23 protein-coding genes are annotated in these 26,453 nt (G+C 62.6%); 15 read left to right on the top strand and 8 right to left on the bottom strand.

Annotated features, from left to right (window positions below; translation table 11 throughout):
- On the top strand, nucleotides 1-672 hold the full coding sequence (locus tag J3P73_RS05575) for a flavin reductase family protein (protein ID WP_024321261.1): 672 nt from the start codon (nucleotides 1-3) through the stop codon (nucleotides 670-672).
- A 217-nt stretch (nucleotides 673-889) separates the two neighbouring features.
- The gene (locus tag J3P73_RS05570) at nucleotides 890-1,501 is read left to right on the top strand and encodes a 2'-5' RNA ligase family protein (RefSeq protein ID WP_024321262.1); all 612 of its coding nucleotides are present in this window, start codon (nucleotides 890-892) and stop codon (nucleotides 1,499-1,501) included.
- A 37-nt stretch (nucleotides 1,502-1,538) separates the two neighbouring features.
- Here J3P73_RS05570 and J3P73_RS05565 read toward each other — a convergent pair whose 3' ends face one another.
- Complete coding sequence (locus J3P73_RS05565) at nucleotides 1,539-1,940, bottom strand: acyl-CoA thioesterase (protein ID WP_024321263.1); 402 nt, start codon at nucleotides 1,938-1,940, stop codon at nucleotides 1,539-1,541.
- Between the two features lie 285 nt (nucleotides 1,941-2,225).
- On the opposite strand from J3P73_RS05565, the gene J3P73_RS05560 reads away from it, so the two are divergent.
- From J3P73_RS05560 to dxs, 5 genes are all read left to right on the top strand, one after another.
- Nucleotides 2,226-3,161 (top strand): histone deacetylase family protein, encoded by a 936-nt coding sequence (locus tag J3P73_RS05560; protein WP_018449324.1) that lies wholly within the window; start codon nucleotides 2,226-2,228, stop codon nucleotides 3,159-3,161.
- Nucleotides 3,162-3,163: 2 nt separating this feature from the next.
- Entirely contained in the window at nucleotides 3,164-3,415 is a 252-nt protein-coding gene (locus tag J3P73_RS05555) for an exodeoxyribonuclease VII small subunit (RefSeq protein WP_003545921.1), read from the top strand.
- A gap of 81 nt (nucleotides 3,416-3,496) precedes the next feature.
- Nucleotides 3,497-4,264, top strand: a complete 768-nt coding sequence (locus J3P73_RS05550) for an SDR family NAD(P)-dependent oxidoreductase (RefSeq protein ID WP_075224732.1) — start codon at nucleotides 3,497-3,499, stop codon at nucleotides 4,262-4,264.
- Nucleotides 4,265-4,427: 163 nt separating this feature from the next.
- Nucleotides 4,428-5,351: a pirin family protein gene (locus tag J3P73_RS05545; protein ID WP_130681090.1), complete on the top strand. Its 924-nt coding sequence runs from the start codon at nucleotides 4,428-4,430 to the stop codon at nucleotides 5,349-5,351.
- Between the two features lie 234 nt (nucleotides 5,352-5,585).
- Entirely contained in the window at nucleotides 5,586-7,502 is a 1,917-nt protein-coding gene (gene dxs / locus J3P73_RS05540; RefSeq protein WP_024321266.1) for a 1-deoxy-D-xylulose-5-phosphate synthase, read from the top strand.
- 224 nt (nucleotides 7,503-7,726) lie between these two features.
- On the opposite strand, the gene J3P73_RS05535 is transcribed toward dxs, so the two are convergent.
- Nucleotides 7,727-9,661 (bottom strand): methyl-accepting chemotaxis protein, encoded by a 1,935-nt coding sequence (locus J3P73_RS05535; RefSeq protein WP_130763247.1) that lies wholly within the window; start codon nucleotides 9,659-9,661, stop codon nucleotides 7,727-7,729.
- Between the two features lie 216 nt (nucleotides 9,662-9,877).
- Nucleotides 9,878-10,885, bottom strand: a complete 1,008-nt coding sequence (locus J3P73_RS05530; RefSeq protein WP_130654764.1) for a DUF4424 domain-containing protein — start codon at nucleotides 10,883-10,885, stop codon at nucleotides 9,878-9,880.
- A 93-nt stretch (nucleotides 10,886-10,978) separates the two neighbouring features.
- On the opposite strand from J3P73_RS05530, the gene J3P73_RS05525 reads away from it, so the two are divergent.
- From J3P73_RS05525 to J3P73_RS05515, 3 genes are read left to right on the top strand one after another with little or no spacing between them, the layout of a single operon-like run.
- Nucleotides 10,979-11,764: a TlyA family RNA methyltransferase gene (locus J3P73_RS05525; RefSeq protein WP_207579788.1), complete on the top strand. Its 786-nt coding sequence runs from the start codon at nucleotides 10,979-10,981 to the stop codon at nucleotides 11,762-11,764.
- Nucleotides 11,761-13,011 (top strand): class I SAM-dependent RNA methyltransferase, encoded by a 1,251-nt coding sequence (locus J3P73_RS05520; RefSeq protein WP_027689621.1) that lies wholly within the window; start codon nucleotides 11,761-11,763, stop codon nucleotides 13,009-13,011. The genes J3P73_RS05525 and J3P73_RS05520 overlap by 4 nt, the downstream gene beginning before the upstream one ends.
- Before the next feature lie 2 nt (nucleotides 13,012-13,013).
- Nucleotides 13,014-14,024: an MBL fold metallo-hydrolase gene (locus J3P73_RS05515; protein ID WP_130687671.1), complete on the top strand. Its 1,011-nt coding sequence runs from the start codon at nucleotides 13,014-13,016 to the stop codon at nucleotides 14,022-14,024.
- A 62-nt stretch (nucleotides 14,025-14,086) separates the two neighbouring features.
- Here the strand turns inward: J3P73_RS05515 and J3P73_RS05510 are convergent, their stop codons facing one another.
- Both J3P73_RS05510 and J3P73_RS05505 read right to left on the bottom strand, forming a co-directional pair.
- A complete protein-coding gene (locus tag J3P73_RS05510) occupies nucleotides 14,087-14,842 on the bottom strand; it encodes a crotonase/enoyl-CoA hydratase family protein (protein ID WP_130654761.1) in 756 nt (251 codons plus the stop codon).
- A 9-nt stretch (nucleotides 14,843-14,851) separates the two neighbouring features.
- Nucleotides 14,852-16,630, bottom strand: a complete 1,779-nt coding sequence (locus J3P73_RS05505; RefSeq protein WP_130654760.1) for an acyl-CoA dehydrogenase family protein — start codon at nucleotides 16,628-16,630, stop codon at nucleotides 14,852-14,854.
- 208 nt (nucleotides 16,631-16,838) lie between these two features.
- Between J3P73_RS05505 and J3P73_RS05500 the strand changes: the two genes are divergently transcribed.
- Nucleotides 16,839-17,834 carry a transporter gene (locus tag J3P73_RS05500; protein WP_024321274.1) on the top strand — a complete coding sequence of 332 codons (996 nt, stop codon included), beginning with the start codon at nucleotides 16,839-16,841 and terminating at the stop codon, nucleotides 17,832-17,834.
- A 347-nt stretch (nucleotides 17,835-18,181) separates the two neighbouring features.
- Here the strand turns inward: J3P73_RS05500 and J3P73_RS05495 are convergent, their stop codons facing one another.
- From J3P73_RS05495 to J3P73_RS05485, 3 genes are all read right to left on the bottom strand, one after another.
- The gene (locus J3P73_RS05495) at nucleotides 18,182-19,294 is read right to left on the bottom strand and encodes an IS4 family transposase (RefSeq protein WP_027689711.1); all 1,113 of its coding nucleotides are present in this window, start codon (nucleotides 19,292-19,294) and stop codon (nucleotides 18,182-18,184) included.
- Nucleotides 19,295-19,399: 105 nt separating this feature from the next.
- Nucleotides 19,400-19,885, bottom strand: coding sequence for a BA14K family protein (locus J3P73_RS05490; RefSeq protein WP_024321275.1), 486 nt, complete (start codon nucleotides 19,883-19,885; stop codon nucleotides 19,400-19,402).
- Between the two features lie 228 nt (nucleotides 19,886-20,113).
- Nucleotides 20,114-21,358, bottom strand: a complete 1,245-nt coding sequence (locus J3P73_RS05485) for an aromatic ring-hydroxylating oxygenase subunit alpha (RefSeq protein WP_026170620.1) — start codon at nucleotides 21,356-21,358, stop codon at nucleotides 20,114-20,116.
- Nucleotides 21,359-21,776: 418 nt separating this feature from the next.
- Here J3P73_RS05485 and J3P73_RS05480 point away from each other — a divergent pair, with 418 nt between their 5' ends.
- From J3P73_RS05480 to J3P73_RS05465, 4 genes are all read left to right on the top strand, one after another.
- On the top strand, nucleotides 21,777-22,385 hold the full coding sequence (locus J3P73_RS05480) for a DUF6656 family protein (RefSeq protein ID WP_018068400.1): 609 nt from the start codon (nucleotides 21,777-21,779) through the stop codon (nucleotides 22,383-22,385).
- Between the two features lie 103 nt (nucleotides 22,386-22,488).
- Entirely contained in the window at nucleotides 22,489-23,463 is a 975-nt protein-coding gene (locus J3P73_RS05475) for an L-threonylcarbamoyladenylate synthase (protein WP_207579787.1), read from the top strand.
- A 102-nt stretch (nucleotides 23,464-23,565) separates the two neighbouring features.
- A complete protein-coding gene (locus tag J3P73_RS05470) occupies nucleotides 23,566-25,002 on the top strand; it encodes an FAD-binding oxidoreductase (protein WP_130666632.1) in 1,437 nt (478 codons plus the stop codon).
- A gap of 252 nt (nucleotides 25,003-25,254) precedes the next feature.
- Nucleotides 25,255-26,367 carry an IS4 family transposase gene (locus tag J3P73_RS05465; RefSeq protein ID WP_207579786.1) on the top strand — a complete coding sequence of 371 codons (1,113 nt, stop codon included), beginning with the start codon at nucleotides 25,255-25,257 and terminating at the stop codon, nucleotides 26,365-26,367.
- The last annotated feature ends 86 nt before the right edge of the window (nucleotides 26,368-26,453 follow it).

The following is a 26,453-nucleotide window of genomic DNA, read 5'->3' as shown; positions in this document are numbered from 1 at the left end:
ATGACCCATCATAAACAACACACGCATTTCGATTTCGCCAAGCTGACCGAGCGCGAGCGTTACAAGATCCTCATCGGCACGGTCATTCCCCGCCCGATCGCGCTGGTGACGACGGTGAGCAAGGAAGGTCTGCCGAATGCCGGCCCGTTCAGCTTCTTCAACGTCCTGACCCACGACCCGGCAATCGTCGCCATCGGCGTCGAGAATCATGCCGACATGCGCTTCAAGGATACCGCCCGCAACATCCGCGAAACCGGCGAGTTCACGGTCCATATCTGCGATGACGCCCTTGTCGACCAGATGGAAGTCTGCGCCATCAAGTTCGGGCCCGAGATCGACGAACTCTCGGAAGCCGGACTGGCAACGGCGCCGGGACAGATGGTCAGAAGCCCGCGCATCCTGGCCGCACCCGCAGCACTCGAATGCCGCCGCCACACCACCCTGCAGGTCGGCCCGGCGCGCGAAATCATCCTCGGCGAAGTGCTCGGTGTCTACGTCAGAAGCGATGCGGTCAACCCGACGAACCTGCATATCGACCAGCAACTGATGGACGCCGTCGGAAGGATGGGCGGCCATACCTACACCAGGACGCGCGACCAGTTCGACATCAAGACGCAGACCAAGGAGGAGTGGAGTTCGCGAAAGAGCGTTTCAGAGCCGGTCAGCGCATAGCCGGGCTCGGGCTCCAGCCCATCGCGTGCCGTTGGGTGATCAGGTCCAATATGTCGAGGGTGAGGTGAATGACCGGCTGGAACTGACCGCCCTGCTTGTCCGTGTCCGGAAGGGATCGTTGCCTGATTGGCGAACGGTTTCGTGATGTGATAGCAAGACACGGGAATTGCACGCTCTCGGCGCGGCATGCCCATGTTGGGTGGAAGGGTCTGCTGCTGTGATCCGCACAAAGGTCGACACACTGTGGTTTAAGCGGTGCTGCGCGTTCCACCTGCAGTTCTTTCCCGATCGCGAGGCACTGTCAAAGCTCTGCAGCTTGCAGGGCAGTATCGAGCGAGACAGCACAGCCCCGCTCTTACGCGTCCCGTCTACAAGTCTGCACATGACCGTCGTCACTTTGGTCAGCGCAGCGACCCAACTCAGTATTCCAAACGACGAGGTCTGGAGGCTGAATGGGGGAAGATGGAAGGAGATCGCGGATAGACTGGTCGAAGAGACCCCGCCATTTGAGCTCCATTTTCATGAGGTGGCTGCTTCGGAAGCCGCTATCTTCGTAAAGGCTGAGGAGCCGCCGGCATTGCGCAGGCTTCGTTCGGCCATTTCAAATGCCATCTGCTTCGAACAGTGGCGTCCAACCCCGCCTCGAATAGCGCACATAACACTGTTCAGATTTTCTGCAGAAGACAGGCTACCCGCAGTCAACGTCGACGCAGGCTTATTGCCCACGGCAGTGAAGGTTGGATCCCTTAAATTGCTGGAAGAGCGCGTTTATCCAAGCGTCGAGATCAATATACTCAGCGAGCCACTCCTCCGGGGCAAAAGCACCTAATGGCAATTCTGGTTGGTCGAGCGGCTCTGCTTTGCCCCTAATTCAAAAACCGATAAAGCCAGTCGCGCGTCTCCTCCGGCAACGGAGCCGGCGATTCGTCTTCGGGGGCGTGGGCCTGCCAGATGATTTCCACCTCGGCGGCGCGCTCCTCGCCCGTCTCGATCGAAATGAGGAAGCCGATGGAGCGCACGCCGATCTTGTCGACGGTGGCGGTGAAGGTTGCCGGCTCGTCGTAGTGCAGCGGGCGGTGGAGAAAGCAGGAAACCTTGCTGGGGCTATAGACGGGTTCGTCATCGACATCGGGCCGTGAGGACCAGAAGCTCGCAAGGACGGACTCGGCATAGGAAATATAGGATGCCAGAAACATCCGGCCGGTCATATCGACATCGCGAAACGGCACGCGTATTTCCGCCACATCAGGACGTTTCGACTGACTCATCAACAGATCTGCCTTACAGAGTTCCCATGGCAACACTACTTCATAATTGCTTATACCGGAACCGGCTTAAGGATAAAATTACGCAATAGTTCAAAGTGTTACAGTGTTCTCCACGTATCGGAAAGATGCGGGGCAGTTGCAATGGACCTGATCGACGGAACGGCGCAAATGAGACAGTTGTGATAGGCAAACGGTTGGACGGCGCGACAAGAGCGCTTGTTGAAATCGTCAGGCGATGCCCCATCTGCTGTGGCACATGACATAAGCGACCGATAGAGTGTCTTCATGAGCACCCGTCTTTATGAACACCCGATCTTCCTGGAACATGTGACGCCCGCCGGCCATCCGGAGCGATCGGACAGGATCCGCGCCATCAACGTTGCGCTGGAACATCCAAATTTCGAGCGGCTGGAGCGCCGGCAGGCGCCGCAGGCGAATGAGGATGCGGTGCTGCTTGCCCATCCCGAAGAACATCTCATCGCCGTCATGCGGGAGATCCCCGAGGAAGAGGGTGAGATCAACCAGATCGAAGCCGACACCTATGCCAGCAGCAAGAGCCTGCAGGCGGCGCTGACCGGCATTGGCGGGGCGATGGCGGCGGTGGACGACGTCTTTACCGGCCGGGCCGACAATGTCTTCGTCGCTGCCCGCCCGCCGGGGCACCATGCCGAGAAGATGACGGCGATGGGCTTCTGCTTCTTCAACAATGCGGCGATCGCCGCCCGCCATGCGCAGAAGACGCATGGCGCCGAGCGCATCGCCATCGTCGATTGGGATGTGCACCACGGCAACGGCACGCAGGATATCTTCTGGGACGATGCCTCGGTGCTGTTCTGCTCGACGCATCAGATGCCGCTCTATCCCGGCACCGGCGCCAAGGATGAGAAGGGCACACACAACACCATCGTCAATGCGCCGCTGTCGCCGAATGTCGGCAGCGACCACTTCCGCGAGGCGTTCAAATCGCGCGTGCTGCCGGCCCTTGACGATTTCCGGCCGGATCTCATCATCATCTCCGCCGGCTTCGACGCGCATCACCGCGATCCCTTAGCGCAGATCAATCTGACCGGCGAGGATTTCGACTGGGCGACCGGGCGGGTGCTCGAACTCGCGGACCGGCACGCGAAGAACCGGGTCGTCAGCCTGCTCGAAGGCGGTTATGATCTCGAGGGACTCGCCGAATCGGCGGGCATGCATATTCTGAGAATGATGAAGGGTTGAGAATGACTGACAGCGCCAAGCCTGAGGTATCAGGCCTTTCCTTCGAAAAGGCGGTCGCCGAACTCGAAAGTATCGTCGCCCGGCTGGAACGCGGCGATGTGGCGCTGGATGAATCGATCGAGATCTATGAGCGCGGCGAAGCGCTGAAGAAACATTGCGAGACCCTGCTTTCGGCCGCCGAAAACCGCATCGAGAAGATCCGGCTCGACCGCGCCGGCAAGCCGCAGGGCGTTGAGCCGCTCGACGGCGCCTGAGACAGCAAACTCCCTTTTGAAGATGCTTGGCTATCGGCTTCGGACCGATCTATGATCCCGAAACGATGAGGGGACAAGGAAATGTCGGACAGGTTGAAGGGCAAGGTCGCCATTATCTCGGGCGGCGCGACTGGCATGGGCGGTGCCGCCTCGAAGCTTTTTGCGGCGGAAGGCGCGCGTGTTGCGATCATCGACCGCAATGGCGATGCAGCCGCAGAGACCGTGAAGCACATCCGTGATGCCGGCGGCGAGGCCGATTGCTGGACGGCCGATGTCTCGGACGAAGCCGCCGTCAGTGCCGCCGTCGCCGGTGTCGAGGAACGCTACGGCGCAGTCACCGTGCTCTTCAATCACGCCGGCACGATCGTCATCAAACCTTTTCTCGAAACGACCGTCGAGGAATGGGACTGGCTGCATGCCGTCAATGTGCGCTCGATGTTCCTGATGACCAAGGCCGTGCTGCCGAAGATGATTGCGAGCGGCGGCGGGTCGATCGTCTGCACCTCGTCGATCTCGGCGGTCGCCGCTACGCCGATGGAAGTGCTTTACGACACGACCAAGGGTGCCGTGCACATGTTTGCCCGGGCTATTGCGGTAGAATTCCGTGACCGCAATATCCGCTGCAACGCCGTCTGCCCCGGCTTCATCCGCACGCCGCATGGCCTGCGGGAGGTGGCCGGCCTGCAGGCGCTCGGCGTCGACGTTTCGGATGCCGCCATTGCCGCGCAGCAGGGGCGGATCGGCGAGCCCGAAGATGTGGCGCGGGCCGCCCTTTATCTCGCCAGCGACGAGTCGAGCTTCGTCAATGGCGCCCATCTCTTCGTCGACAACGGTTTTACCGCGATCTGAACCAATCGCGCTTTCAAGTGTTGGAGCGTCTTAGCGCGTCCGGTTGGACGCGCGGCGCACTTTCCAGTGTTGGAGCGTCCTTTGCGCGTCCGATTGGACGCGCGGCGCTCCAGGCGCTATCTGTGAGCGATGACGCGCGGCACTGTAGCGATTGGAGATCCCCATGTCCTTCTTTCCCGGTAAAGACCCCCTGCCCGGCGATGCCTTCGCCTGCGACGCGATCGAGAGCCTGATCATCCCGCGCACCAGCGATATCGGCGGTTTTCAGGTGCGCCGCGCCCTGCCCAGCCGGCAGCGGCGGCTGGTCGGCCCGTTCATCTTCTTCGACCGCATGGGGCCGGCGATCCTGAAGCCCGACGAGGCGCTCGACGTCAAGCCGCATCCGCATATCGGGCTGTCGACGGTCACCTATCTGTTCGACGGCGAGATCCGCCATCGCGACAGCCTCGGCACCGAAAAGGTCATCCGTCCCGGCGATATCAACCTGATGACGGCCGGCCGCGGCATCGTGCATTCCGAACGCACGCCCGACAATCTGCGCGGCCATCCGCTGCTGATGTCGGGGCTGCAGACCTGGCTGGCGCTGCCCGACGACAAGGAGGAGATCGCTCCCGCCTTCACCCATACGGAAAAGTCCGCCATGCCGTTGATCGAGACGAGCGGTGTGCGCGGGCGGGTGGTCATCGGCTCGTTTGAAGGCATGACATCGCCGGTCGGCGTTTTCTCCGACACGCTCTATGTCGATCTCGACCTGCAGCCGGGCGCCAAATTTCCCTTCGGCGCGGGCCACGAAGAGCGCGCCGTCTATGTGCTCTCGGGCGAAGTCGTCATATCAGGCGACCGTTTTGCCGCCGACCAGCTGCTGGTCTTCCGACCGGGCGATGCGATCACGCTGGAAGCTGGCCGCGATGGCTGCCACCTGATGCTCTTCGGAGGGGCGGCGCTCAATTCGAAACGTTATATCTGGTGGAATTTCGTCTCCTCCTCGAAGGAGCGGATCGAACAGGCCAAGGAGGAATGGCGCAGCGGCCGCTTCGATATCGTTCCCGGTGACGAAGAGGAATTCGTGCCTTTGCCGGAAGGCTGAACCCGCCCGAATCCGGACCCTGATCGAAGAAATAGAGGGTGATATCCGCTGAAAAGCGCTCACGTTTTTCGGCACCATGCTTTAATAGTGGGAGCATGATGTTATCCGAAAACCGCTCACACTTTTCGGCATCATGCTCTAAGGTGAAAACCTTCGGTTCCTGAAATGCACTTGTTTTGCCGCAATCTAATCGAATAAAGCGGAACAAGGAAAAGCAAGAAAGAGCGCCCGCCCGTGACACAACTGCCGAAGACCCCCCTGCTCGACCAGGTCATCTATCCCGCCGACCTGCGCAAGCTCGAGGATCGCGACCTGCCGCAGCTTGCCCGCGAAGTCCGGGACGAAATGATTGATGCGGTGTCGCGCACCGGCGGCCATCTTGGCGCCGGTCTCGGCGTCGTCGAATTGACGATCGCCATCCACAGCGTCTTCGACACGCCTGATGATCGTCTGATCTTCGATGTCGGCCATCAATGTTATCCGCACAAGATTCTCACCGGCCGGCGTGACCGCATCCGGACGCTGCGCCAGGAGGACGGGCTGTCCGGCTTCACCCGCCGGGCGGAGAGCGAATATGATCCCTTCGGCGCGGCACACTCCTCGACCTCGATCTCGGCCGGCCTCGGCATGGCGATTGCCGCCGACCTCGACAAATCAGACCGCCGCGTCATCGCCGTCATCGGCGACGGAGCGATGTCGGCCGGCATGGCATACGAGGCGCTGAACAATGCCGGCGCCCTCGATGCCCGCCTGATCGTCATCCTCAACGACAACGACATGTCGATCGCGCCGCCGACGGGCGCCATGAGCGCCTATCTCGCCCGCCTCGCCTCGGGACGCACCTATATGGGCTTCCGCGATCTCGGCAAGAAGCTGACGGCCTACCTCGGCAAGAACATCGACCGAGCGATCACCCGCGCCGTCGAGCATGCGCGCGGCTATGTCACCGGCGGCACGATGTTCGAGGAGATGGGCTTCTATCATATCGGTCCGATCGACGGGCATTCCTTCGACCACCTGCTGCCGGTGTTGCGCAACGTGCGCGACAATGGGCGCGGACCGGTGCTGATCCATGTCGTCACCCAGAAGGGCAAGGGCTATCCGCCGGCGGAAGCCGCGGCCGACAAATATCACGGCGTCAACAAGTTCGACGTCATCACCGGTGCCCAGGCAAGGGTCAAGCCGAATGCGCCGAGCTATACCAGCGTCTTTGCCGAAGCGCTGGTGCAGGAAGCCGCCCTCGACGACAAGATCGTCGGCATCACCGCCGCCATGCCGAACGGCACCGGCCTCGACAAGCTCGCCGAGGCCTATCCGTCGCGCTGCTTCGATGTCGGTATTGCCGAACAGCATGCCGTCACCTTCGCCGCCGGCCTGGCGGCGGAAGGCTACAAGCCGTTCGCAGCGCTCTATTCCACCTTCCTGCAGCGCGCCTACGACCAGGTCGTGCATGACGTGGCGATCCAGGGACTGCCGGTGCGTTTTCCGATCGACCGTGCCGGCTTCGTCGGCGCCGACGGGCCGACGCATGCCGGCTCCTTCGACACCACCTTCCTCACCACCCTGCCCGGCTTCGTGGTGATGGCGGCGGCCGACGAGGCTGAACTCAAGCACATGGTGCGCACGGCTGTGGCCTATGATGGCGGGCCGATCTCGTTCCGCTATCCGCGCGGCGAAGGCGTCGGCGTCGACATGCCAGCGCGCGGCGAAATCCTGCAGATCGGCAAGGGCCGCATCGTCAAGGAAGGCACCAAGGTGGCGCTGCTCTCCTTCGGCACCCGGCTTGCCGACTGTCTGCTTGCCGCCGAGGATCTCGATGCCGCGGGGCTTTCGACGACGGTCGCCGATGCGCGTTTCGCCAAGCCGCTCGATCACGACCTGATCCGCCAGCTTGCCCGCCACCACGAGATGGTGATCACTGTCGAGGAAGGCGCGATCGGTGGCTTCGGCAGCCACGTGATGCATTTCCTCGCCACCGAAGGCCTGCTCGACAACGGCCTGAAGCTGCGCTCGCTTGTGATGCCCGACATCTGGATGGAGCAGGCCAAGCCCGAAGCGATGAACGCCCACGCCGGCCTCGACCGCGCCGGCATCGTCTCGACGGTGTTCAAGGCGCTGGGACGCGGTGTTGCGGTTGGGGTTGCGGGATAATGTTTTGGTGAGGACGTGCCGTGTGGCCCCCTCATCCGCCTGCCGGCACCTTCTCCCCGAGGGGAGAAGAGATGTGCCGCAACGTCTCGATTCCCTCTTCTCCCCTCGGGGAGAAGGTGCCCGTAGGGCGGATGAGGGGGCTGCCCGGCAGGTCCTCTCAATAAAAAAGGCGGCGCATTACTGCACCGCCCTTTTCATTTAACGTCCCTGTGAAGGGCCCCCCCTCAGAACTCCGTCCAGTCTTCCTTCACGGCCGCGGCGCTCGCCTGTCTTCCGCCGAAAGCCTTGGCGACGGTGCGGGTCAAAGCGTGGGCCGGAGAGGCGACCGGGCGGGCGTTGGTGCCGGCAACGCTTGCGCGCGGCGCCGGCGCCACCTGGCCGAGCTTGAACTGGCGCAGCAAGTCGTCGAGGGCGCTGGCTTCCTGGGCGAGCGCATGGCTGGCGGCGGTCTGCTCCTCGACCATGGCGGCGTTCTGCTGTGTGCCCTGGTCCATGTTGTTGACGGCGGTGTTGATCTCCTGCAGGCCGATCGACTGTTCGCGCGTGGCAGTGACGATGGCGCTGACGTGGTGGTTGATCTCCTGCACCTCGGAGACGATGACCTCCAGCGCCTTGCCGGTCTCGCCGACGAGGCCGACGCCGGCAACGACTTGTTCGCCCGAGGTGGTGATCAGCGCCTTGATCTCCTTGGCGGCCTTAGCCGAGCGCTGAGCGAGCTCGCGCACTTCCTGGGCGACGACGGCAAAGCCCTTGCCGGCATCACCGGCACGGGCGGCTTCGACGCCGGCGTTCAGAGCCAAAAGGTTGGTCTGGAAGGCGATGTCGTCGATGACGCCGATGATGTTGGAGATTTCGCCAGACGACTTCTCGATCTGCTGCATGGCGGAGACGGCCTTGCGGACGACTTCGCCTGATTTTTCAGCACCGAGGCGGGCGCGCTCGACGAGATTGCCGACATCCTCGGCGCGCTTGGCGCTGTCGCGGACGGTCGTCGTCACTTCTTCGAGCGCCGCGGCGGTCTGTTCGACGGCGGCGGCCTGCTGCTCGGTGCGGTGGGCAAGATCGTCGGCGGCCGAGCGGATTTCACCGGCGCCGGCATTGATCGCCGAAGCGTTGCGGCCGACCGATTGCAGTGCTGCCTGCAGCTTTTCGACGGCATGGTTGAAGTCATTGCGCAGGCTGTCATATTGCGAGGCGAACGGCGTCTGGATACGACCGGCCATATCGCCATTGGCAAGCTCGGCAAGGCCGCCCGCCAAGGCGTCGATGGCATAGCGGATCTCGCCTTCCTCGCGCGCCTTCTGCTCGTCGCCGGCCCGGCGCTGGCGTTCGGCGTCGTCGCGCATGCGGTCGGTCTCGCCGGCAAGGCGCAGCTTCTCGATCGCCGCCTGCTTGAAGACCAGGACGGATTGAGCCATGCGGCCGATTTCATCGCCGCGGTCGGTCGCGGGAACCTCGATATCGTTCTGACCGCCGGCAAGGCGATCCATGGCTGCGGTCATGCCGACGACGGGGCGAACGATGGTGCGCGACATCAGCCAGGCGAGAACGGCAGCGGCAAGCGAGGCGAGGATGCCGCCGGCAAGCAGCGTCGTCTTCAGATCGCTGTTGGCATCGGCGCGGATCTCGGCGAGCGCGTTCGACTTTTCACGCGCGGTGGCCTTGATCTTGGCTGAGGCCTGGCGGAACCCGTCGAGCTGGCCCTTGGTGGCGTTGACGCCGATCTTGATAACCTCTTCGATCGGCATGTCGGTTTCCTTGCGCGCCTTGGTCTGCGGCTCGGCAAGTTCATGGAAATAGAGATCGGCGGCCTTCTGCATGCCGTCGATCATCTCGACCAGCTGCGGCTCACCGGCCGCCGTCTGCTTGGCGGCGGCAATCGCCTTCAGCATGCGCTCGCGGTTGGTGAAGACATCGCCATAGGTGCTGTCGCTGCGGAAGAGGATGAAGCCACGCAGGTTGACGGCCTGCTCCAGCATTGCCTGCAGCGCATCGTCGATCTGGTTGACGAGCAGCTCGGACTTTTCTTGCTCAGCAGAAGCGGCCGCGGACGCCGTCGCCTTGGAATAAACGAAAGCGGAAATGGCGACGAAAATGAGAATGAGGGCTGCGAACGTGGCCGCAAGTTTACCGTTCAAGGATATGTTTTTGGCGGACATCGGTGGTTTCTCCTGACGACAGTCGACGCGGCGAGAGGCAGGTCGCGCGAGACGCGCAACCGCAGAGACGTTTGAACCTGAGAACATGATCGGAAACGCTTGCGCCTTCATGGCGCCGGGCAGTCCAGACGAACCGCTGCAATCAAGCCGAACCTATATGGGCAGGCTTTAAATTTGTTTAAATTTGTGCAGCGCAACAGCGGCCGAGCCGGCGGATTATTGTGCCGTTTCCGGAGGATTGAGGATCAGGATGTCGAAATCTTTTGTCGGATCGAAATCCTCTGATGTCATCCGGAAGGTCGTCGGACCGATCTTCCGAACGTTGCTGCCGCAGAAGCTGATGAGGCTTCCGGGCTTGCCCTTGTCGATCGTCAGCTGGAAGCGCTTGATCGGTCCCGCCCAGTTGGCGCCGGTCGACAGCACATAGGAGATCCAGCTTTCGGTATAGTTGGCGCCTCCCGCCTCGGCTTCCCGAGCACGCTGCTGGGCAACCTTGACGAAATCTCCGTCGAGGCAGTATTTGCGCGAATAGTCCTCGAAACGCTCGCCCTTCGGCTCGCCACCGTCGAGAAAGCTGATGGCAACGGTGCCGCCGACGGCCGGCTTGTAGCGATGCTCGACGCTGACTTTCTTCTTCGCCGGGAAGGTGGTGCGCCACCAATAGGTCGAGCGCAGCGTCCACAGCGGCACGAGATCCACCTTGGCGGTGCCGTCGGCGTCGCCCTCGGCCATGGGATAGACGAGGCCGCGGGCGATCCAGTCCTTGCGGACGGTTTCGGAAAGCTTGGCGAGCGCCTCGGTCGTCTTCTGGCTATAGGGCAGAACGGGAATGCCCAGCTTGGCGAACTCGTCGGTCACATCGATGCCGAGCGAGACGACGCGCTGCTGCAGCTTGGCGGTGATCGGCCTGCCATCCTGCACGGTGGAGAAATGCAGGAAATTATCGCTGTCATAATCGGAGATGGCGGAATTGTTGTCGACCTGGCCAGTGATGTCGGGCATCGGAAAGGCGACCAGGCTCTCGACATCCTTGTCGGAGCTATTCTCGAACACATAGTCGACGCGCACTTCCGAAGCGGAGATGAAGAGATCCTCTTCCGCCATGCTGACATCGTCGGATTGGGCAAAGATCAGCCCGCCGGTCTTGACCTCGGCCATAGTGTCGTTCGCGAGCGCGGGCGATGCGATCGCTACCGCGACAATCAGAGTGAAGAGCTTCAGCATGGAACACCCCCGTGTCTGCGGTCCGCCCCGCGATCGCCGCGGCAGGATTATCGCCGAAAGCTTTTGAGGGTCAATGACGGTCTTGGGAACAAAATGCTTGCAACCGGCGGCTTTGCCGGTCATGCACAGCCGATGTCAGATCAAAACACCCAACGCCTCGACCAGCTTCTCGTCTCCCTCGGCCTCTTTGCCAGCCGCTCGCGCGCCCGCGACGCCGTGCAGCGCGGCACCGTCAGGATCGGCGGTCAGATGGTGACGAAAGCCGGCGCGCTGTTCGGCGAGCATGTCGTCATCGAGATCGACGACCCGGCGCAGGATTATGTCTCGCGCGCCGCACTGAAGCTTGCCGCGGCGCTTGACCATTTCCGGCTCGATCCTGCCGGTCATCACTGTCTCGATGTCGGGGCCTCCACCGGCGGCTTCACCGAGGTGCTGCTGCAGCGCGGCGCTGCGCATGTCACCGCGATCGATGTCGGCCATGGGCAGATGCACCCGCGCATATCAGGCGATCCGCGGGTGACCAACAGGGAAGGCCTCAACGCCCGCAACCTGACGGCAGAGGATATCGGCCATCCCGCCACCTTCATCGTTTCCGACGTCTCCTTCATCACGCTGCGGCTGGCGCTTGCGCCGGCTCTCGAGATCGCCGGACCGGGCGCTGTCGCCGTGCTGCTGGTCAAGCCGCAGTTCGAGGCCGGGCGCGAGGCGATCGGCAAGGGCGGGATGCTGAAGGACCCCTCGTCTGCTCCCGCCGTCGCCGCGGAACTGGAGCGCTGGTTCATCGAGGACATGGGCTGGAAAAGTCTCGGCCTCATTCCCTCCCCGATTTCCGGCGGTGACGGCAATCAGGAATTCCTTCTGGCAGGATTGAAACCGTGAGCACCGAAACCGTCACGATCGAGAAGCTCGGCGCCCAGGGCGACGGCATCGCCAGCAGCGCCGGCGGGCCTGTCTATGTGCCCTTTTCCCTGCCCGGCGAAACGGTGGCGATCGCCCGCGTCAAGAGCCAGGGCACGATCATGTCGATCACGACACCCTCGCCCGACCGGCAGGAGCCGCCCTGCCGGCATTTCGGCCCGGATGGCGTCAACGGTACCTGCGGCGGCTGCACGCTGCAGCATATGGCAGATGCGCCCTACGGCGCCTTCAAGCGCCAGCTGGTCATCGATGCGCTGAAATCGAAGGGGCTGACACCCGAGGTCGGCGAGATCGTTCCGGCCCGGCCGGGCGAGCGCCGGCGTGTCGTCTTTGCGGCGCGCAAGACCGAGAAGGACATGCTTGTTGGATTCAACCAGGCCGAAAGCCACCATATCGTCGCCATCGAGGAATGTCCGATCTCGTCGGCAGGGATCATCGCCCGACTGCCGGCGATCAGGGCGATTGCTGCATCGCTCGCGACCAGCGCCGAACCCTTCCGCGTCGCGGTGCTCGAAACGCTTTCCGGCCTGGACATATCAGTCGACGAGGTGAAGAAACTCTCCGACCCGCAGCGGCGCAAGGCAATCGAGACCGCGCTTAGCCTGCGCGGCATCGCCCGTGTTTCGCTGAACGGCGAAATCCTCGTCGAGCCGTCGAAGCCGATGGTCGAATTCGGCGGCGTCCAGGTTTCGCCGCCGCCGGGCGGTTTCACCCAGGCGACCAAGCCGGCGGAAGAGGCGATGGCAGAGCTGGTCACGGCTCATGCCGGCAAGGCGAAGCGGATCGCCGATCTCTTTGCCGGCGCCGGCACGTTTTCGCTGCGGCTGGCGCGGATCGGCCGCGTGCACGCCGTCGAAGCCGAGGCAAAGGCGCTCGCCGCACTCGACCATGCCGCCCGCAACACGCAAGGGCTGAAGCCGGTCACCGTCGAAAAGCGCGATCTCTTTCGCCGTCCCCTGATGACGCAGGAGTTCAAGCCCTATGACGTTGTCGTCTTCGATCCGCCGCGCGCCGGTGCCGAGTTCCAGTGCCAGGAGCTTGCCCGCTCAGGCGTGAAGAAGATCGTGGCCGTCAGCTGCAATCCGCTGACGCTGGCGCGGGATCTCGCGATCCTCGTCGAGGGCGGCTACCGGATCACCGGGGTGACGCCAATCGACCAGTTCCTCTGGACCTCGCATGTCGAGGTGGTGGCGACGCTGGAGAAATAGGCGTGCCTGTCGGAAAGACCAAAAGACGCAACCCCTACTATAACGGTCCAGTGTCCGATCACTTCGACGGCACGCATTTCTTCAATCCCGAAGGTATTGAGCCCCTTGGTTTCCGTGATCTGCTGCGGTGGCAATTCGGCGGCGGACGTGAGCGTTGGCCGCAATCGGTCCCAAGTCCATACGCGGCGGCCAAGCCGGATCCATGCGTAGACGGCGAGGATCTAAGGGTGACCATGGTTGGTCATGCAACAATGCTCGTGCAGGTCGCTGGGCTCAATATCCTCACCGACCCGGTGTGGTCAGAGCGCGCGAGTCCCTTCGCTTTTGCTGGACCCAAGCGCGTCGTCCAACCGGGCATCGCGTTCGATGATCTGCCGCCAATTGATCTCGTGCTGGTATCGCACAATCATTATGATCATCTCGATATCGCAACGCTCAGGCGGTTGGGTGCGAAGCATCGGCCGCGTGTCGTGACGCCACTCGGCAATGACACGATCATACGCCGTGCCGTGCCCGATATACAGACGACATCGATGGACTGGGGCGAGCGCATTTCGCACGCCGGAATAAGCATTGATGCCGAGCCTGCACACCACTGGTCCGCCCGCGGAACCGCCGATCGCCGGATGGCGCTCTGGGCGTCGTTCGTTTTATCGACTCCGGCCGGAAAAATTTATCACGTCGGAGATACGGGCTTTCACCACGGCATCAATTACAAAGCGGCACAGCAGAAGCATGGCGGCTTTCGCCTGGCCATTTTACCCTTCGGCGCATATGAGCCGCGCTGGTTCATGAAAGGGCAGCACCAGAATCCGCAGGAGGCGGTGATCGGGATGAAGTTGGCAAATGCGACCTATGTCGCCGGGCACCACTTCGCCACGTTCCAACTGACAAATGAAGCGGTCGACGCGCCGGCAAAAGCGTTGCAAGACGCCATGAGCGAGCATGATATTCCCCCGGAACGGTTCCGGCCGCTCAGGGCCGGCGAGGTATTCAACGTGCCGGCGGCCTGATCGGTATCCGTTTGCTCCCGGTGTTGGTCGCCCTGCTGACCGAGATCGCCGCGAAGCGGCGCTCAGCGGCGCATGAAGGCTTCGAAGGCCGCCCGGGCCTCGGCGCTTTTCAGCCGCGCGGAGAAATAGCGGGCCTCCTCGTCGATGCGGGCGATGATCTCGCCACGATCGCCACGAATGAGATCGCGGGCGATGCGCAGCGCCTCCGGCGGCTTGGCCGCGAGCTTTGCCGCCAGGCCAAGCGTCAGTGAATCGACCTCGCCTGGCTCGACGACCTTCCAGACCAGACCGGCTTCCCTCGCCTCCTCGGCCGAAAATGCTTCGCCGGCGGCCAGCATGGCGAAGGCGCGCTGATGCCCCATCAGGCGCGGCGCGACGAGGCTGGAACCTGCCTCCGGCACCAGCGCCAGATCGACGAAGGGTGTGCGGAACTGGCTGCGGCTAGAGGCGATGGTCAGGTCGCAATGGAGATGGATCGTCGCGCCGATGCCGATCGCAAGGCCGTCGACGCCGGAGACGACGGGTTTTTCGGCCTTCACCAGCGCATAGAGGAAATCAAGGATCTCCTGCTCCAGGCCGCGGCCGCCCATCGCGGCAGCAAGAAAATCGTTCATGTCGTTGCCGGCCGAGAAGCAGCCTTCGGTGCCGAGGAAAGCGGTGGCGCGAATGCCGGGATCGGCATTGGCCGCATTCAGCGCATCGGCCATGATGCGGTACATGGGGCGGGTGATCGCATTCTTCTTTTCCGGCCGATTGAAGCGGATCAGCTGGACACCAGGATGGGCGGAAGGCTGCTCGACGACGATGTGATCGGTCATAAGGTCTCCTCAGGCAAGCAGGATGCGGGCGGCAGCAAGGCTTGCCGCGCCATTGACGACCCGGTCGCGCAGGGCTGCGGTCTCGGCAAGCAGGTTTTCGGCGGCGAAGCGGCAGAGCGCGATACGGTTTTCGGCCGCGCCATCGGCGCTCTCGGCGAGACCGCCCTTGGCAAGATAACAGCCGGTGAGCACGAGGCCGAAGAGACGCTGGTAAGGCGTGGCGCCGGAGAGCGCCTCGGCCGCCTTTTCATCGGCAAGCGTCTTCAGCAGCCAGCCGGTCGCCTGCTCAAGGTCGGCGATCGCAGCGTCGAGCCTCACAGCGGTCTCGCCGAAACCATTATGATTGGAGCGGCGGACGCCGTCGGCGATCTCTCTGAGCTCGGCGATGAAGCCCTTCACCTGCTCGCCGCCGGAGAGCGGCAGCTTGCGGGTGACGAGGTCGATCGCCTGAATACCGTTGGTGCCCTCATAGATCGGGGCGATGCGGGCATCGCGGAGATAACGCGCCGCACCCGTCTCCTCGATGAAGCCCATGCCGCCATGCACCTGGATGCCGAGCGAGGCGACGTCGACACCGGCATCGGTCGAAAAGGATTTGGCAATTGGCGTCAAAAGGGCGGCGCGCTCCTGCCAGTGGCGGCTGATGTCACCTGCCCGGTGCGACATGTCGATCGCATGGGCGCAGGCATAGGAGATGGCGCGTGCCCCTTGGGTCAGCGCCTTCATGGTGAGGAGCATGCGGGCGACATCGGGATGTTCGACGATCGGGCTCATGCCGGCGCCGCTTGCGCCCGGCGCCCTGCCCTGGGTGCGTTCCCTGGCATAGGCGAGCGCCTTCTGGGTGGCGGCCTCCGCGATCGCCACGCCCTGCATGCCGACGGCAAGTCGGGCATTGTTCATCATCGTGAACATGCAGGCCAGTCCCTTGTTTTCCTCGCCGACCAGCCAGCCCACAGCGCCCTTTTCACCGCCGAATTTTCCGTCGCCGTAGATCATCGTGCAGGTCGGCGAGCCATGGATGCCGAGCTTGTGCTCCAGCGAATGGCAGAAGAGATCATTGCGGGGCCCAAGCGAACCGTCGTCGTTCACCAGGAATTTCGGCACCAGGAAGAGCGAGATGCCGCGGGTGCCGGCCGGCGCATCCGGCAGGCGGGCCAGCACCAGATGAATGATATTGTCGGCCGCGTCATGCTCGCCCCAAGTGATGAAGATCTTCTGGCCGAAAAGGCGGTAGCTGCCGTCATCGCGGCGCTCGGCGCGGGCCTTCAGCACGCCGAGATCCGAGCCGGCATGCGGCTCGGTCAGGTTCATGGTGCCGGTCCATTCGCCGGAGACCATCTTTTCCAGATATTTGTCTTTCAGCGCAGCACTGCCATGGGTGCTGACCGCTTCGATGGCCCCCATCGTCAGCGTCGGAGCGAGCGCGAAGGCCATGGAACCGGAATTCCACATTTCGAGTGCTGCGACATTCAGCATATGCGGCAAGGCCTGGCCGCCGAAGGCCTCCGGCGCCGTCAGGCCGTTCCAGCCGCCGGCGATCCAATGGCGATAGAGATCGCGCCAACCATCCGGCAGCCTGACCTCGCCATCGATCAGACGGGCGCCCTGGCGGTCGCCGATTTCGGCGAGAGGCGCCACTTCCTCTGTGGCAAAACGTCCCGCTTCGGCGAGGATCGCATCGACCAGATCTTCGCCGAGATCGCCGAGCAGCCCGTTTGAAATCGCCTCGCCCATGCCCGCTACGTGCTTCAACGTGAACGCGATTTCCTCGACCGGCGCCTTGTACATGGTTTCTCCTCCGCAGACCGGCCTGCACTTGGGCAAGCCCCTCCGAGGCAAGGGCTAATTGATTTTTACGTAAACGTCAATTTCGATTTCCTCAGCCGCCATGCGATAAATCGCCTGACATGGCGCTTTGCTCTTGCACCTTTGGACAAATGGACGTCATGAACAATCTCTAAGGGAAGACATCGCCTTCGCAAAGGACCGGCGAACAATGGATACATTGCCCGTCAACATACCCGGTTTCGTCTGGGCCTATCGCTTCTCGCCCGAAGAAAAGACCGCGGTGCGACTGAACAATGGTGCGACGGTGGCGGAACTGACCGCCGACAATTGTTTCTACTGGCTGCACCTCAACGTTGTCGACGCCCGTGTGCCGGCCTTGCTCGATACGCTGGACGGGCTGACGGAGGACGCGAAATCGGCGCTGACGACGCGCGACACGCATGCGGCCATCACCGTCGACGAGCAGATGCTCTATGGCACGCTCATTGATTGCCAGCGCGATTTCGCCCAGGATACCAACAATCTCGGCTGGCTGCATTTCGCAATGTCCGACCGCTTCATCATCACCACAAGGCTTCAGCCGCTGCGCAGCGTCGAACGGGCGCGGGCGCTGATCGAGAAAAACCCGGGCAAATTTTCCCGGCCGGTCGATCTCTTCGAACTGCTGGTGATCGAGTTCCAACGCACGCTGATCGCGATCGTCATCGAACTCACCGAAGAGCTGAACCAGATCGAGGATATCGTCTACGACAGTGCGCAGCGCGACGAGCGCCGGCGTCTGGCGCCGGTGCGGCGCACCGTGGTCAGGCTGCATCGGCACCTGCGCACCGTGCTGGCGCTGATGCGCCGGGCGGCGGCGGCCGACGACGACGAGATGCCCTTCGGCTTCGACGATGTGGCGCGGCGGCTGACGAGCCGGCTGGAAACGGTCGACCACGATATCTATGCGCTGCAGGACCGAGCACGCCTGCTGCACGAAGAAATCGATTCGAAACAATCCTCCGAAACCAACCGCCACCTCTATCTGCTGTCGATCATGACGGCCTTCCTGCTGCCGCCGACGCTGGTGACCGGCTTCTTCGGCATGAACACGGCAAACCTGCCCTTCGCCGTCGGCGACTACGGCACCGAATACGCCGTCGCCCTCATCGTCGCCTCCATCGCCTTTGCCTGGTGGCTGCTGAGACGCGTGGATATTCTTTGAGGGGGAAATTTTCGGCATTCTGAGGGCGCGCAGCCCCTCATCCGGCTGCCGCCACCTTCTCCCCGTAAACGGGGCGAAGGGGGCACGCCGCGACCTCTCCGTTCCCACTAACCTCTCGCATGGCACGTCCCCTCTCCCCGTTTTTACGGGGAGAGGGTTAGGGTCATATGCGCTAGGTTAGGCGGGCGCGGAGATCGTCGCATTGTTTTCGGCGTCGTCGCGGCGGCTCGCAGAGGTGGCGACGACTTCGTGTGAAGAGATTACAGACGGCCTGCCACAGAAGTGGTCCGCGGATGGCGGCGCAAATGGTGGCCAGGGCTATCTTCATGAGACGCCAGCGCGATGGGCTAGCCCGTGGGGTAGCCGCATCCAGAGGGGGGAGAGTCCGGGACTTGCCCGGCAATCTGTTCGGCGATGATGGCAACGATCAGTCTGGCGTAGAGCCATGCCCGGGCCAGTTCAGGCTTCTTGGCCGGCAAGCTGTCGAGGCCGGCCAGGCTCTTGAACCGTTTGAACGCCAGCTCGATTTGCCAGCGGAAGCGATAGAGGGTGAGGATGTCGGCCGGTGCAAAGGTGGCGGTCGGCAGCGAGGTCAGCAGCAGAATGTACTTCGCCGCCTCGAGACTGCGCGGATCGGGCTTTTTGCCGCGCTTGCGGGCGTCCTTGAGTAGACGCTCCTGCTCGGCTTGGGCCTGTTGCGGATCCTTGCGCCGGACAATGAGGCGCAGGACCAGTGGCGGCGGCGTCCCCGTCATGCCTTCGTGGACACGAACCTGCACCTCGCCTTCCTGCTCTTGCTGAGCGGCGAGCGCGGCAAACAGATCAAAGGGCTCGCCATTCGTCTGCAACAGGCGCAACGAGTTCCAGCCGGTCCGCACGATGAAGTCCGCACCGGCGTCGATCACCGGCCGCAGGTCGCGCGGCCTTGCATAGTAGCGATCGGCCAGCACAATATCGCCGGGTGCGTAGGTAAGGCGCTGAAGGTTTTCGCCACCATGGATGTCGGTCAACTCAAGCTGATCGACCTGAGCCGTTGCCAGGTCGTAGCCGACATGCAACCGCCATGTCGTGCGGTCAGCGCCCGGATGGCAGATCGACGTTCCATCGAGCACACGCAAGCGATACCCCGCGAAGCGCCCCGCCGGCGCTTTGGCCTGTTCGGCAATCAGCGCGGCCACGATGTCGCCAAGCCAAGGCGCCGCTTTGCACAGCCGCTCGAGCAGCGATGGGTCTGACAAACGGGCGATTCCGCCCACTTCGGCCCATGCACAGGTCTCGCGTAGCGACATGCCAAGGCCGCCATAGGCAAGCGCCAGCCGCAACAGCGTCTCGGCATTCTTGATTTCCCGCACCCGCGTAAAAGCACCACGCAACCGCGCCGTTGCTTCCAAGTCAAAATCCGCCGGAAGCCGCTCGCGCACTTCCGGCCAATGATCCAAAATCTCAGGACGAATCTTCATCCAAAGCTTGAATCACAACCAGATTCCTTATGTCCAGGGCTAAACCTAGCGCATATGAGGGTTAGGGTGAGGGGCAGTGTGGGGGACGTATTGCCCGTCCCAGGCTCAATACGGCGAATAGCACTGCTGGCGTGGGCCGTTATAGGGCTGGAAGGTGTTGTCGTAGGCGCGATAGGACCGGTAGCGGTTTGCGCACCAGGTGACGTGGCTCGAACCCATGCTGGGGGCCGGCGCAACGTAACGCGGCTGCGCGACAATGGCGCCGCCGATGACTGCACCGGCGCCGAAGGCGGCGAGCGGATACCAGTAGCCATTATAATGCCGATAGCCCGGGCGGTAATAGGAATATCCGCGATAGCCGCCGTAATAGCCGGGCCGGTAGTAGGCGCCGGGACGATAGCCAGGCCGGTAATAGGCGCCCGGACGGTAACCGGGGCGATAATAGCGGCGGTACTGGACGTTCTCGACAGCGGAGGATTTTTCCACCTGCGGGGCGGTGGGCATCTGAATTGCCTGCGACGGCGCAAAGCCCGTGAGGACCACCGCAGCAGCCAGAACTGCGGTTGCAATCTTGTTTCTCAGCCCGATCATTGCTTCTCTCCCATTCAACAGCGATCACCGCCTGCCCTGCAACGCCTTCGCGCCTGAATGGTTCCGAAAGCGGCCGAAGCCGGCTGCTTTTTCCCTTTTATATCAACTGAACTGAACCGGACATTAACCGGTGCGGCAGAGCGCTAGAGCATGATGCCGAAAAGTGTGGGCGGTTTTCGGACGACATCATGCTCTGCTTCTTTGATTTAGATCCGGATTCATCCGGATCTAGGCAACGACGGAGAACTTCGCCTGGTCGCCCTGCAGACGGTTCACCATGAAGTTCGAATACCATTCGAGGAACTGCATGACGCCGCCTTCATGCAAGGCGGAATAGGGGCCGGGCTCATAGGCGGGCGAGTGAATGCCGAAGGCGTTTTCCTCGACGATGCGGCGATCCTGATCGTTGGTTTCGGTCCAGACGTGGGTCAGTTCCTCGAGATCGTAATCCACGCCTTCGACGGCGTCCTTGTGGACGAGCCACTTGGTCGTCACCGCCGTCTCGTTGGCGCTGAGCGGCAGCACGCGGAAGGAGATGGCATGGTCGCCGAGCAGGTGGTTCCACGTCGTCGGGTAGTGGAAGAGCAGCATGGTGCCGATATGGCCGATCGAGATATCGTCGGAGAGCGGACGCTTGACGGCGCGCTTGCCCGACATTGTGTAGCTTTCGGCATCCTCGATCAGCGGCATGCGGGCGGTGCGGAACTGACCGTCCGGCGAAATCTGGAACTTGCTCGGCAGGCCGGCGGCCTCGCAGCGCGCCCAATGGCCGGCGATCTCGGGATCGTCGGCGCCGCCATCCGTGCCGGTCACGCTCGGCGCTTCGGGATAGGTGCGGCAAAGTTCGGGGTGATTGGCGGCGCAGTGATAGCACTCGCGGTTGTTTTCCCAGACAAGCTTCCAGTTGCCCTTCTCGATGATCGTGCTTTGGAAGGCGACCTTGCTCTCGCTGATCCTGTGCGGCGCGACATAGGGTTCGATCTTGTCGCGCACCGTCTGGAAATCCGGGGCGGTGTTGGCAAGGCAGATGAAGACAAAGCCTGCGACGGTTTCGCAGTGGACAGGCTTCAGGTTGAAACCTGATTTGTCGAAATCATCGCCCATGTGGCGGGCGAAAGCGAGCTTGCCTTCGAGATCATAGGTCCACTGATGGTAGGGGCAGACGAGACGCACGGAGGAGCCGTGCTCCTTGGTGCAGACGCGCGAGCCGCGATGGCGACAGCTATTGTGGAAGGCGCGGATGACATTGTCGCGGCCGCGGACGATGACGACGGGATAGTTGCCGATCTGAACGGTGAAATAGGCGCCCGGCTTCGGCAGTTCGCAATCATGGCCGATGAACAGCCAGTCGCGATAATAGATCATCTCCATGTCGAGCTGGAAATAATCCTCGTCAATGTAGAACGGCTGTTCGAGGCTGAAGCCCTCACGGCGGCTCTTGAGCTGACGCAAAACGTTGCTGCGAATATCCATCTTCATGTCCTCGTGCACCCGGCTACCGCCTTCTGACAAGAAGGCCGGCGGAAGCGCGCCCGCTTCCTTCTCCTTCGGGAGAATTGTTCATGGCGTCATTTAATCACCGAGCATGGCTGCCGCTTGGTTGTAATGCGACATCGGCTTCGAAATTGACGACAGGATGCGGCAAGGCTTGAAGCAGCCCATCCCGGTCGATCACCTCGCCCGACTCTCCCGGCAATTATCCTCAATTGCGACATGGCGTAAAGACCCGTTGCGCAAAGAGGTCGACTGCCTGATATCGATGTCAGTCGTGTTTGCGACATCTACCGGCATTTGCCTTTCAGCCGGCCGGCCGCCATGCGATTTTTTAACATCGCCTTAAGCATACCGTCCTATCCTACTGTTGATTCAGACCGACCGAAGAACGCGAACCATGGCCAAACTCCGTTATTTCGACGCGAAAGAAGCAGGTAAACTGCAAGAGCCGCAGCTGATTGCCGCGCATTCCGAATTTTTGCGCACCGGCCGCATCCCCCGCGAGCGGCGGCACTGGCTGGCCGAGGAAAAACGCTATTTCAGCCATGATGAGGTCGCCGCAAAGACCGGCCGCAAGCTGCAGGTCGCCGGCGAAAAGACGCATCAGCACATCAACGGCTTTCACCACTCGATCCAGTTTCCGAAGATGATCTTCCACCGGACGCTGGAGGACAGCCCGCATCTTGGCTATTGCCACGTCACCGCCGCGCGGACCAAATTCGCCCACTACGAAGAGGTAAGCTGGGCCTTCTACATCTCGAATTTCTATTCCGACATCGGCGAGAACGATAATTTCTTCGAGCGCATCGACGTCGGTTATTCCCGCATGTATTTCGCCGTCGCCATCAAACCTGGCGAGAACTCCGCGGAAAAGATGACCATCGACCGGTCGGTGCGCGGCAACGGCCTGCTCTTCCGCACCCATGATCCGCAGGCTGCGATCCGCAACATCCTCTTGCTCGGCGCCCGCAACGAACAGCTGCGCGAAATCATCCGCCAGCTCTAAAGCGATTGATCGCGGACGGCGGAAAGCCTAATGACTGCCGGGATTACAGTGCCGCGCGTCTTTTCAGACGCTCAAAGGGCGAGTAGCAAATACCGGGCAGGATATGGCACGCATAATCGATATCACGGCAGACAGGCAGGCAGCGCTGGAGGCGGCCTCAGCCGCTCTTGCCGACGGCTTTGCCATCGCCATTCCGACCGAGACCGTCTACGGCCTGGCGGCCGACGCTACCAATCCCGCAGCCATCACCCGCATCTACGAGACAAAGGGACGGCCGCGCTTCAACCCGCTGATCTGCCACATGGCCGATCTCGCGATGGCCGAAGAGCACGCCGAGTTCGACCCCGTCTCGCGGGCGCTCGCCAGAGCCTTCTGGCCCGGTCCGCTGACCCTCGTGCTGCCGCTGAAGCCTCAGAGTTCGATCCATTCGCTGGCAACTGCCGGGCTCGACACCGTCGGCATCCGCGTGCCGAAGGGATTCGCGGGCGCGTTGATCGGCGCCTTCGGACGGCCGCTCGCAGCCCCCAGCGCCAATACCTCGGGCGGGATCAGTGCGACGAGTGCTGCCCATGTCGAAGCCGATCTCGGGGCGCGGATCCCGTTGATCCTCGATGCGGGACCAAGTGCTGTCGGCGTCGAATCGACGATCGTCAAGGCAGAGGGCGGCCGACTGAGGCTGCTTCGGCCAGGGGGACTTGCGGCGCGCGAGATCGAGCGCGTCGTCGGCCAGCCGCTGCTGCGGCCGAAAACGGCATCGGCGGCGATCGAGGCGCCGGGCATGCTCGCCTCGCATTACGCGCCGGGCGCTTCCGTGCGCCTCAATGCGACGGCGGTGGAACCCGGTGAGGCACTGATTGCCTTCGGCAGCGCTGCGGTTTCCGGCGCGAACGGTGCTCGGATCGTCCTTGATCTCAGCCCGCGCGGCGACCTGGCAGAGGCGGCCGCCAATCTTTTCGACTATATGAAGCGGGCCGATGCCAGCGGCGCCCAGAGCATCGCCTTTTCCCCGATTCCCGAGGAGGGGCTGGGCGAAGCGATCAACGACCGCCTGCAGCGGGCGGCCGCACCCCGCGACTGAAAAGACCTGCTGCGTAATGCAGCAATTCAAAGTGCTACAGCGTCCTTAGCGCGCCTGAAAAGACGCGCGGCGCTGTAGATGACGATGGAGGACCGAGCCCGAATGAACAATTCCAGCATTTCCACCGAACTCCTCAACCGCTTTACGGCCATCATCGGCGACAGGTACGCGCTGCGCAGCGAGGCCGATCTTGCGCCGCATCTGATCGAAAACCGCGGGCTCTATCACGGCTCCTCCCCTCTCCTCTTGAAACCCGGCTCGGTCGCGGAAGTCTCTGGTATCATGAAGCTTGCGACGGAGACCGGAACGGCGATCGTGCCGCAGACCGGCAATACCGGGCTCGTCGGCGGCCAGACGCCGCGTCAGGGCAAGTCCGATGTCATCCTGTCGCTCGAGCGCATGAACAGGATCCGCGATGTCGATCCGGTGGCGAACGTGCTGGTGGCCGATGGCGGCGCCATCCTGGCCGACGTGCAGAAGGCGGCCGAGGCGCATGGGCGGCTGTTTCCGCTGTCGCTCGGCTCGGAGGGTTCCTGCCGCATCGGCGGCAACCTTTCCACCAATGCCGGCGGCACGGCCGTGCTTGCCTATGGCAATATGCGCCAGCTCTGCCTCGGCCTGGAAGTGGTGCTGCCGACCGGGGAGATCTGGGACGGCCTGCGCCGCCTGAAGAAGGACAATACCGGCTATGATCTGCGCGATCTCTTCATCGGCGCCGAAGGCACGCTCGGCATCATCACCGGCGCGGTACTGAAGCTCTTTCCCCAGCCGCTCGGCCATCAGGTGGCATTCGCCGGCCTGAATTCGGTGGCGGATGCCCTTGCCCTGTTCAACCTCGCCTCCAGCCTTTGCGGCGCCTCGCTCACCGGTTTCGAGCTTATGCCGCGTTTCGGCGTCGAGATCACCACGCGCCACATCGACGGCGTGCGCGATCCGCTAGACGCGGCCTATCCCTGGTACGTGTTGATCGACATTTCGACGTCGGATTCGGCCGAGACGGCGGAGCGGATGATGAACGGAGTGCTGGAACAGGGCTTCGAGGCCGGGCTGGTGCTTGATGCTGCTATCGCCGCATCCGTGGCCCAGCAGAAAGCGATCTGGCATATGCGCGAGAGCATGTCGGATGCTCAGAAGCCAGAAGGCGGGTCGATCAAGCACGATGTTTCCGTGCCGGTGTCGAAGATCCCGCATTTCATGGCTGAGGCCGAAGAAGCGGTCATGGCGGCGATGCCGGGCGCCCGCATCTGCGCCTTCGGCCATATGGGCGACGGCAATATTCATTACAATATTTCCCAACCGCTCGGTGCCGACAAGGCCGCCTTCATCGCTCGCTGGCGCGAGATGAACCACATCGTGCATGGGCTGGTGCTGGCGCATGGCGGCTCGATCTCGGCCGAGCACGGCATCGGCCAGCTGAAGCGCGACGAACTGGCGGCGATCCGCCCAACGATTGAAATCGAGCTGATGCGCCGCATCAAGCGCGCCTTCGACCCCGCCAATATCATGAACCCGGGAAAGGTTGTCATCCCAGATCCTTGAGGCTGGCGATCAGGGAGATCGCCGACGTTTGCCCCTCATCCGCCTGCCGGCACCAACCGGCGTCGAGCCACGTGTCTCGATCCGTCCTTCGGACCCCTTAAACGGGGCGAAGGGAATATGATGCAACCTCTCGGTCCCCACCAACCTTTCGCGGGGCACGTCCCCTCGCCCCGTTTACGGGGAGAGGGTTAGGGTCATATGCGCTAGGTTTAGCCCTGGACATAAGGAATCTGGTTGTGATTCAAGCTTTGGATGAAGATTCGTCCTGAGATTTTGGATCATTGGCCGGAAGTGCGCGAGCGGCTTCCGGCGGATTTTGACTTGGAAGCAACGGCGCGGTTGCGTGGTGCTTTTACGCGGGTGCGGGAAATCAAGAATGCCGAGACGCTGTTGCGGCTGGCGCTTGCCTATGGCGGCCTTGGCATGTCGCTACGCGAGACCTGTGCATGGGCCGAAGTGGGCGGAATCGCCCGTTTGTCAGACCCATCGCTGCTCGAGCGGCTGTGCAAAGCGGCGCCTTGGCTTGGCGACATCGTGGCCGCGCTGATTGCCGAACAGGCCAAAGCGCCGGCGGGGCGCTTCGCGGGGTATCGCTTGCGTGTGCTCGATGGAACGTCGATCTGCCATCCGGGCGCTGACAGCACGACATGGCGGTTGCATGTCGGCTACGACCTGGCAACGGCTCAGGTAGATCAGCTTGAGTTGACCGACATCCATGGTGGCGAAAACCTTCAGCGCCTTACCTACGCACCCGGAGATATTGTGCTGGCCGATCGCTACTATGCAAGGCCGCGCGACCTGCGGCCGGTGATCGACGCCGGTGCGGACTTCATCGTGCGGACCGGCTGGAACTCGTTGCGCCTGTTGCAGACGAATGGCGAGCCCTTTGATCTGTTTGCCGCGCTCGCCGCTCAGCAAGAGCAGGAAGGCGAGGTGCAGGTTCGTGTCCACGAAGGCATGACGGGGACGCCGCCGCCACTGGTCCTGCGCCTCATTGTCCGGCGCAAGGATCCGCAACAGGCCCAAGCCGAGCAGGAGCGTCTACTCAAGGACGCCCGCAAGCGCGGCAAAAAGCCCGATCCGCGCAGTCTCGAGGCGGCGAAGTACATTCTGCTGCTGACCTCGCTGCCGACCGCCACCTTTGCACCGGCCGACATCCTCACCCTCTATCGCTTCCGCTGGCAAATCGAGCTGGCGTTCAAACGGTTCAAGAGCCTGGCCGGCCTCGACAGCTTGCCGGCCAAGAAGCCTGAACTGGCCCGGGCATGGCTCTACGCCAGACTGATCGTTGCCATCATCGCCGAACAGATTGCCGGGCAAGTCCCGGACTCTCCCCCCTCTGGATGCGGCTACCCCACGGGCTAGCCCATCGCGCTGGCGTCTCATGAAGATAGCCCTGGCCACCATTTGCGCCGCCATCCGCGGACCACTTCTGTGGCAGGCCGTCTGTA

The organism is Rhizobium ruizarguesonis (assembly GCF_017357285.1).
Taxonomy (GTDB): domain Bacteria; phylum Pseudomonadota; class Alphaproteobacteria; order Rhizobiales; family Rhizobiaceae; genus Rhizobium; species Rhizobium ruizarguesonis.
The sequence above is the reverse complement of the archived record's forward strand: the minus strand, read 5'-3'. Positions and strand labels throughout refer to the sequence as shown.

Coding starts and splice junctions, on each gene's coding strand:
- J3P73_RS05575 (WP_024321261.1), top strand. CDS start 1: ATGACCCATCATAAACAACACACGCATTTCGATTTCGCCAAGCTGACC.
- J3P73_RS05565 (WP_024321263.1), bottom strand. CDS start 1,940: ATGAGTCAGTCGAAACGTCCTGATGTGGCGGAAATACGCGTGCCGTTT.
- J3P73_RS05560 (WP_018449324.1), top strand. CDS start 2,226: ATGAGCACCCGTCTTTATGAACACCCGATCTTCCTGGAACATGTGACG.
- J3P73_RS05555 (WP_003545921.1), top strand. CDS start 3,164: ATGACTGACAGCGCCAAGCCTGAGGTATCAGGCCTTTCCTTCGAAAAG.
- J3P73_RS05550 (WP_075224732.1), top strand. CDS start 3,497: ATGTCGGACAGGTTGAAGGGCAAGGTCGCCATTATCTCGGGCGGCGCG.
- J3P73_RS05545 (WP_130681090.1), top strand. CDS start 4,428: ATGTCCTTCTTTCCCGGTAAAGACCCCCTGCCCGGCGATGCCTTCGCC.
- J3P73_RS05535 (WP_130763247.1), bottom strand. CDS start 9,661: ATGTCCGCCAAAAACATATCCTTGAACGGTAAACTTGCGGCCACGTTC.
- J3P73_RS05530 (WP_130654764.1), bottom strand. CDS start 10,885: ATGCTGAAGCTCTTCACTCTGATTGTCGCGGTAGCGATCGCATCGCCC.
- J3P73_RS05525 (WP_207579788.1), top strand. CDS start 10,979: ATGCTTGCAACCGGCGGCTTTGCCGGTCATGCACAGCCGATGTCAGAT.
- J3P73_RS05510 (WP_130654761.1), bottom strand. CDS start 14,842: ATGACCGATCACATCGTCGTCGAGCAGCCTTCCGCCCATCCTGGTGTC.
- J3P73_RS05505 (WP_130654760.1), bottom strand. CDS start 16,630: ATGTACAAGGCGCCGGTCGAGGAAATCGCGTTCACGTTGAAGCACGTA.
- J3P73_RS05500 (WP_024321274.1), top strand. CDS start 16,839: ATGGATACATTGCCCGTCAACATACCCGGTTTCGTCTGGGCCTATCGC.
- J3P73_RS05495 (WP_027689711.1), bottom strand. CDS start 19,294: ATGAAGATTCGTCCTGAGATTTTGGATCATTGGCCGGAAGTGCGCGAG.
- J3P73_RS05490 (WP_024321275.1), bottom strand. CDS start 19,885: ATGATCGGGCTGAGAAACAAGATTGCAACCGCAGTTCTGGCTGCTGCG.
- J3P73_RS05485 (WP_026170620.1), bottom strand. CDS start 21,358: ATGGATATTCGCAGCAACGTTTTGCGTCAGCTCAAGAGCCGCCGTGAG.
- J3P73_RS05480 (WP_018068400.1), top strand. CDS start 21,777: ATGGCCAAACTCCGTTATTTCGACGCGAAAGAAGCAGGTAAACTGCAA.
- J3P73_RS05475 (WP_207579787.1), top strand. CDS start 22,489: ATGGCACGCATAATCGATATCACGGCAGACAGGCAGGCAGCGCTGGAG.
- J3P73_RS05470 (WP_130666632.1), top strand. CDS start 23,566: ATGAACAATTCCAGCATTTCCACCGAACTCCTCAACCGCTTTACGGCC.
- J3P73_RS05465 (WP_207579786.1), top strand. CDS start 25,255: ATGAAGATTCGTCCTGAGATTTTGGATCATTGGCCGGAAGTGCGCGAG.